At 62.1% G+C, this 6,945-nt stretch carries 7 protein-coding genes and 1 tRNA gene; 5 read left to right on the top strand and 3 right to left on the bottom strand.

The features are described 5' to 3' along the window. Positions 1-149: 149 nt before the first annotated feature. Complete coding sequence (mgrA, locus tag KVY23_RS24505; protein WP_230558504.1) at positions 150-1,199, bottom strand: L-glyceraldehyde 3-phosphate reductase; 1,050 nt, start codon at positions 1,197-1,199, stop codon at positions 150-152. An 84-nt stretch (positions 1,200-1,283) separates the two neighbouring features. Here mgrA and KVY23_RS24510 point away from each other — a divergent pair, with 84 nt between their 5' ends. From KVY23_RS24510 to KVY23_RS24530, 5 genes are all read left to right on the top strand, one after another. Further along, positions 1,284-1,781: a MarR family winged helix-turn-helix transcriptional regulator gene (locus KVY23_RS24510; protein WP_371829806.1), complete on the top strand. Its 498-nt coding sequence runs from the start codon at positions 1,284-1,286 to the stop codon at positions 1,779-1,781. Between the two features lie 38 nt (positions 1,782-1,819). After that, a tRNA-Ser gene (locus KVY23_RS24515) sits at positions 1,820-1,909 on the top strand. 104 nt (positions 1,910-2,013) lie between these two features. Further along, positions 2,014-3,801 (top strand): TIGR03767 family metallophosphoesterase, encoded by a 1,788-nt coding sequence (locus KVY23_RS24520; protein ID WP_230558505.1) that lies wholly within the window; start codon positions 2,014-2,016, stop codon positions 3,799-3,801. Then, positions 3,798-4,139 carry a hypothetical protein gene (locus KVY23_RS24525; protein ID WP_230558506.1) on the top strand — a complete coding sequence of 114 codons (342 nt, stop codon included), beginning with the start codon at positions 3,798-3,800 and terminating at the stop codon, positions 4,137-4,139. Before KVY23_RS24520 ends, KVY23_RS24525 begins: the two co-directional genes overlap by 4 nt. Positions 4,140-4,144: 5 nt before the next feature. Beyond that, a complete protein-coding gene (locus KVY23_RS24530; RefSeq protein ID WP_230558507.1) occupies positions 4,145-4,759 on the top strand; it encodes a hypothetical protein in 615 nt (204 codons plus the stop codon). Between the two features lie 74 nt (positions 4,760-4,833). Here KVY23_RS24530 and KVY23_RS24535 read toward each other — a convergent pair whose 3' ends face one another. Together KVY23_RS24535 and KVY23_RS24540 are read right to left on the bottom strand one after the other, a co-directional pair. Beyond that, positions 4,834-5,820, bottom strand: coding sequence for a hypothetical protein (locus KVY23_RS24535; protein WP_230558508.1), 987 nt, complete (start codon positions 5,818-5,820; stop codon positions 4,834-4,836). Between the two features lie 43 nt (positions 5,821-5,863). Continuing rightward, complete coding sequence (locus KVY23_RS24540; RefSeq protein ID WP_230558509.1) at positions 5,864-6,814, bottom strand: pseudouridine synthase; 951 nt, start codon at positions 6,812-6,814, stop codon at positions 5,864-5,866. Between the last annotated feature and the right edge of the window lie 131 nt (positions 6,815-6,945).

The raw sequence follows: 6,945 nt of genomic DNA on the forward strand, positions 1-6,945 counted from the left end.
CTGCGTTACTGAACAACCGTCCCCGCAAAACGCTGGGATGGAATACTCCTCTCACGAAGTTCGGTAACTTCGTCGAGGAACACAACAGGACGCTCGTTGCGACCACCGATTGAACCCGTCATGTATTTCCACTCACATGCGCGAAGCGCCTACACATCCCAGAGATTGATCCCGAAGTCCCGCGCATGCTCGTCGATCCGGGAGAGCTCGTCGCCACTGAAGTCGAGATTGTCCAGCGCCCCGACGTTGTTCTCGAGTTGGCGCACACTCGACGCTCCGATGAGCACAGACGTCACACGTGGGTCGCGCAGTGCCCAGCTGAGCGCGAGCTGGGCGAGCGACTGACCGCGCGAGGCAGCGATGTCGTTGAGCGAATTGAGATGCCCGACGTGCGCGTCGGTGAACCAGTCCGGGTTCAGCGACTTCCCTTGAGTCGCCCGTGAACCTTCCGGGATCCCGTCGAGGTACTTGTCGGTCAGCATCCCCTGCGCCAGCGGCGAGAACGCGATGGCTCCCGCGCCGAGACCGTCCAGGGCGTCGAGCAGGCCTTCCTCGATCCAGCGGTTCACCATCGAATAGCTCGGTTGATGAATCAACAGGGGGACACCCGCCGACTGCAGTATCTCCGCCATCTTCACCGTGTTGTCGGGTGTATAGGAACTGATGCCGACGTAGAGGGCTTTTCCCTGCTGCACCGCGCTGATCAGTGCGCCCGCTGTCTCTTCGAGCGGCGTCTCGTGGTCGGGGCGGTGGCTGTAGAAGATGTCGACGTAGTCCAGCCCCATCCGCTGCAGCGACTGATCCAGCGAGGCCGTCAAGTACTTGCGTGACCCACCGAAACCGTAAGGCCCGGGCCACATGTCCCAGCCCGCCTTGCTCGAGATGACCAACTCGTCGCGGTAGCCGGCGAAGTCCTCACGCAGGATCCGCCCGAAGTTCTTCTCCGCGCTTCCATACGGCGGTCCGTAGTTGTTCGCCAGATCGAAGTGCGTGATGCCGAGGTCGAAGGCGCGCCGCAGCACCGCACGCTGCGTCATCAGCGGGGCGTCGTCGCCGAAGTTGTGCCACAGTCCCAGCGAGATGGCAGGCAGCTTCAGGCCGCTGCTACCGGTCCGGCGGTAGAGCATCGAGTCGTAGCGGTCCGCCGCGGGGACGAAGGGGGCATCGATGTGCGGTTCGGGCCTGCGGTGTTCGGACATGAACCGAGCGTATTCCGCATGTCGATTTCGGGCATAGATTGCGGTGGGTTACTCCTCGGTAGGAACAATGACTAATATGGCCGGGTGACGGCCGAACGATCCTTTGGTCCCGGGGGGGACCCGCAGTGGCTCGATGCTGCGGAAATGAGAGCGTGGCGCGCCTATGTGGACGGCGGCCAACGACTGATGGGGGTACTGAACAAGGATCTACAGGACGCGCACGACCTGACGATGGCCGAGTACCGCGTCCTCGTGATGCTGTCGGAGTCGCCCGACGGTTCCCTGCGGATGAGTGATCTCGCCGACGGCGTCCTGTCCTCCCGGAGCCGACTGACCCACCAGATTCGCCGGATGGAATCCGACGGCCTGGTCGAGCGCAGCACCTGTATCGACGACGGACGGGGCGTGCTGGCCGTCATCACCGCCGAAGGCCGGCGTCGGCTCGTCGAAGCGGCCCCGACGCACGTGGTCAGCGTCCGAGCGCACCTCGTGGATCTGCTGACCGAACACGAGCTGACGGTGCTCGGTGACATCTTCGAGAAGGTCGACCGAGCAATGGGCACCGCATCGACCAAGGGGTGATTCGCTGCAGCGGGCGCTCAGCGTTTAGTATCTTGCACGGAAGCGTGGCAGAGCGGCCCAATGCACTCGCCTTGAAAGCGAGAGACGTGTAAAAGCGTCCGGGGGTTCAAATCCCTCCGCTTCCGCCACAGGTTGTTGTTCGAATCCGGTCCACCCGCAAGGGTGGGCCGGATTTGTTCCATCCCGTCGGTTCCGGCGCTATTCTTTCGCTAGCGCTGACCCGAGGAGTTCCATGACCGGATTGTCCCGTCGCCAGTTCGTCACCCGCGTTGGCGCGTTGGCGGCGTTGTGGGGGATGGCTCCAAGCGTGCTGGGCGATCGACTCGCGGTCGCTCAGACGTCTCCCGAAGCGCCGTTGTCGACGTTGTCGGGGACGATTCTGCGGAACGCCGGGGACGCTCATTCGTACCGAACGCTGACGGCTGCGCCGGGTGAGAACTATGTGCAGCGATTGGATATTCTGCGTGCGGCACCGTCGCCAGTGAGAGCGAGCGTGCGCCGTTCGATCCTCTATCTTGGGCACCTGTCCGACATGCACGTCATCGATGCCCAGTCGCCCGGCCGTATCGAGCCGATGATCGTGCAGGATCACGCGACATGGGGATCGGCGTTCCATCCGCAGGACCCACTCACCGTGCACGTGACTGCAGCGATGGTGAAGTCGTTCGCCGACAACTCGGTCAGTCCGGTGAGTGGAGTGCCGCTCGGCGCAGCAATCGTTACCGGCGACAGTGCGGACATGCATTCGAATCTCGAACTACGCTGGTACATAGATGTTCTCGATGGTGTTCCGGTGACTCCGAACAGCGGATCTCCTACCGTGTTCGAAGGCGTGCAGGCATGGCAGGACGCGCAGTGGGCCTACCGGCCAGATGACCCGTCAGGTGGATCTTTCGGTGAATACGGGTTTCCCCGACTTCCCAATTTGTTGTCCCAGGCCATTGCCCAACCCGTCGAGTCGGTGGGGTTGCCGGTGCCGTGGTACTCGGTGTACGGCAATCACGACACGCTTATGCTCGGCACTTTCGATCTCTCCTCTCAATTGCATTCACTGGCAGTCGGATCGGAGAAGGCGTACACGCTGGGTGCCATCGCGACGTCCACGTTGGCAGGATACGCAGCGACCGCAAGTCCACTGCAGCGAATGGTGGACGCATTGGGTGTTCAATCAGGCTTGCGGCCGGGGTTTCGCAGTGTCACAGCGGATCCGCGGCGTTATCTGTTCGAACAACGTGAATTCATGGCCGAGCATTTCGACACCACGGAGTTACCCGGTCCCGTCGGGCACGGTTTCACCCAGCACAACCTCGAGTCAGGGGAAACCTGGTGGACAACGGATGTTACCCCTAACGTACGTTTCTTCGGGCTCGATACCTGCAATGCCGTTGCTGGAGCCGACGGTGCAGTGCCAGAGGACCAGTTCGAGTGGCTCAGAGGCCAATTGAATCGCGCGCAGTCAGAAAAGAAGCTCGTTCTTGTTCTGACGCATCACAACAGCCTCACCTTGGAGAATCGGGCGCAGCGACCGGGCTCGAACAAGAAACTCTATGGTGCAGACGAATTCGTCGACCTTCTCTTGTCGTATCCGGTGGTGATCGGTTGGCTCAACGGGCATACGCATCAGAATCAGATCCTCGCTCACCGCGGAGCGGGTAGCGGATTCTGGGAGATCACGACGGCGTCGTGCATCGACTTTCCACAGCAACAGCAGACCGTCGAGATCGTCGACAACAGGGATGGAACGCTGTCGCTGTTCACGACGGTTCTCGATCACGCGTCGCCGATAACCCCCGGCTCGTCGGGTGGCTATCTGGACCTCGCATCGCAGAGTCGAGAACTCGCTGCCAACGATTGGGCCGAGAATCCACTCATGAGAAGGGGTTCGGCGTTGGACCGCAACACTGAGCTACTGTTGCCCGCACCGTTCGACTTGGCCGCCATCACGGATGCCTTGCTCGAACAGCAACACATGAGCGAACGCGCTCGCCTGCTCGCGTACCAGCAGCGAGCGCAGCGATGAAGGGTGCGATCGGAGCAGTGGCCCTCGCGCTTGTTCTTGCGGGATGCTCGCAAGTCGACGCACTCGCGCCAGTCGGGGGAGCTGGTGTCGCAGACTTGCGATACGCGACCAACGAGGTGCTACTGGAGAAGGGTGTCGATATTCTCGTTGCACCTGTGTGCGACGGCCAGGGGTTGGCTCTTCGATGTGTTGGAGAGACCGTCGGCAACGAGACCATCACGGCAACATCGACATCCGAGGATGAGTCGTCGTTCGATCTCGTGGTCGGAACTTCCGTCATCTACTCAGGGCCCGTGCAGTCCGTTCTCGAGCGCAATGGAACAGCGGGTGCACGGTGATCGGGATGTGGCAGGGGCTCGTGCGTGGTGCCCGAGTGGTACTGCCGGTAGTGCTTGTCGGTGCAATAGTTCAGGGGTTACTGGTGGTCGGTGATCCGACCCCGCACGTCGACTGGGTTTTTGCACTGCGCGTGGTGGTGTCTGGACTGGTGATGATCGTCGTGGTCTGGCTGATCGTGGGGGTGGCGGCGACCGCTGTCGATGCCGACGCGGGCTTGTCGATTCCTTCGATCAGGCTGTTGATAGGAGTGACATCAGCAGTGGTCGGTGGAGCGCTTGCCGGCGTTCTTTCGCCGATTTTGCCGATAGTCGTTGCGGTGGCGGGGTTGCCGGTGCTGTCGGCTTTGGCGGTACGACCATGGACGGCTCCGATCCGGATGGTGATGGTCTCACCGTTTCGTACGCTGCTCGGGTTCGTTCTGGTAGCAACGCTGTTCATCGTCATCTGGGTGACTGCGTTGCTGCTTGGCTTCTTCATCGCCGGTCCCGTTGCGGCCATGCTCACCTGGGTGGTGTTCGGCTTCAGCACCGCAATTGCGGCAACCTATTGGGCAGCTCTGCATCGCAGATCTCTGGCGCAGGACAAGCCCGAAGCAGGTGCGTCGACTCGAACCGTGTGATCAAAGCGAACGCGTCCGGACTGCTCTTCTGCGCATTGACCAATCGAAGCGTGGGCACCTGATCTCCTGAGGTGTCATCGCCTCCCCGCTGCGGTCAGCACGCTCAGCGCCGCGCAGCTCACCCATTCGTTCGACTGCTTTCGGCTGGTCGGTCCCCACCGGACCAGTGAGCGTCCGTTGGCGTTCGTCGATGCGCTGACGCGGTAGAACTTCGCTTCAGCGGGAAATCCGCCGTCGGGCAGCTGTTTCGACTCCAGGACCTCGAGTGCCTCGACGCAGCGTTCGTCGCCGAGCATCTCCGCTTCGGCGAGCACAGTGAGCGCCATGAGGATGTCGTAGTGCCAATAGCACGGGAAGTGAAGCTGCAGGAAAGACGGGTCGATCACGCTCGCATTGGATAGTCTGCGAAAGAGCCTGTGCTCGAGAAAGAGTTCGGCGGCACGCACGACTGCGTCGCGGGTGTCGCTGCGGCCTGTGATGCGTGCATGCACGTTCAATGCTCGGAGGGGCACAAGGCTTTCGCCGAACGACGAAGCATGACCGGTTGCTTTGCGGTCGCAGTTCCATCCGCCATCGGGCCATTGGGCGCGGAGGAGTCGGGCGACGAGATAGTCGACGCGCTCGTCTGCCAGTCCCAGGCGCAGCAGTGCCCAGACCAAGTTGCCGTCGATCGAGGCGTGCAGCGTCGGCAGTGCGGTACCGCGGACTCGGCCGATGTGGCGTTCCTCGTACAGATCCGACAACAACCAACCCAACGCCTGCTCGCGCAATGGGACGAGCGTTTCATCGCCCGCCGGGTACCCCACCTCTGCTAACGCGACGAGCACCCAATGAGCGCCGAACCACTTCGCGTTGTACGGGTGAAAGGGCAAGGTGCCGTCGGCTGATCGCTCCGAAAGCAGCTGGCGCACCCGTTCGCTCGTAGCTACTTCTGCCTGCGCAGCTGTGACCGCAGGACTGTCCGCCGATTCGCTCAACACACCGATGCGAGTCCGCACACGGATGGATGGCTCGTCCGAAGCAAGCAACCGGGCCACGATCGGTTCGACAGACAGGATCACTCACCGCCCTGACCGCGTCGATTTCGAACACTTCACCCGTCGATCATCCACGCCCGGCCTCGACAACACCAGGGACATCCCGCCACTGAATTTCCAACTCGAGCCGCCGCCGGGACTCGAATCGGCGAGCTGTGCCGGTGATCGGATCGGTGAACTCGAGCGTCGCCGCCAGCAGTTGAAGCGGTTCGGTGTAGTCGTCGACGGCTCGGCCCGACGCGACTGGATAGAGGTCGTCCCCGATGATGGGAAGTCCCAGGGAGTTCATGTGCAGCCGCAGTTGGTGGGTGCGGCCGGTCGTGGGATGCAACCGATATCGGCCGCGTCCGCTCCGGTGTTCGACGAGCTCGATGAATGTTTCGGCATTCGGTTCACCGTCGACCTCGTGTGCCTCGAAAGTGTTCTTTTCCTTCATGATTCGGCTGCGAACAGTGCGCGGAAACCGCAGGGAGGGATCGTAGGGTGCGATCGCCTCGTACACCTTGAGTACTTTCCGATCCTGGAACAGCGTCTGATATGCGCCGCGAAGAGAGGGTTCGACGACGAACAGTACGAGCCCGGCGGTCACCCGGTCCAGGCGATGGGCCGGAACGAGCTGCGGCAGATCGAGATCCTCGCGCAACCGGACCAAGGCGGTCTGCAGGATGTGTCCGCCCCGCGGAATGGTGGGAAGAAAGTGTGGCTTGTCGATCACCAGTAGCGTCTCGTCGCGGTGGACGATCGAGATATCGAACGGCACAACGGTTTCCACCGGCAGATCGCGGTGAAACCAGACGGCCTCTCCTGGGACGTAGGACGCGTCTGGGGCGACGGGTCCGGCCATGTCGACGATGGCACCGGCGTCGAGCATCTCGTCGATGCGTGTTGCCGCGATGCGCGGGACCTCGTCGACGAGGAAATCGCGGATCGTCACCCAGGTGCCGTCCTCGGGCATGCGGATGCGAGCGGGGTCGAGCCCATGCCGCTTCTGCAGCGGCGGTTGTTGCCGTCGGCGCACCCGACGAGCTTATCCTGGTTGCACCGATTCGGTAGCGACCAAGCGCGGGTCGCAGACACGAAATGCCCTGTCGTAGTGGAAGAATGAGATTTCTCGAGGATCAAATTCGGCCACAACGAAGGGCATCTCGC

It is taken from the genome of Rhodococcus sp. I2R, assembly GCF_020889545.1.
Classification (GTDB): Bacteria; Actinomycetota; Actinomycetes; order Mycobacteriales; family Mycobacteriaceae; genus Rhodococcoides.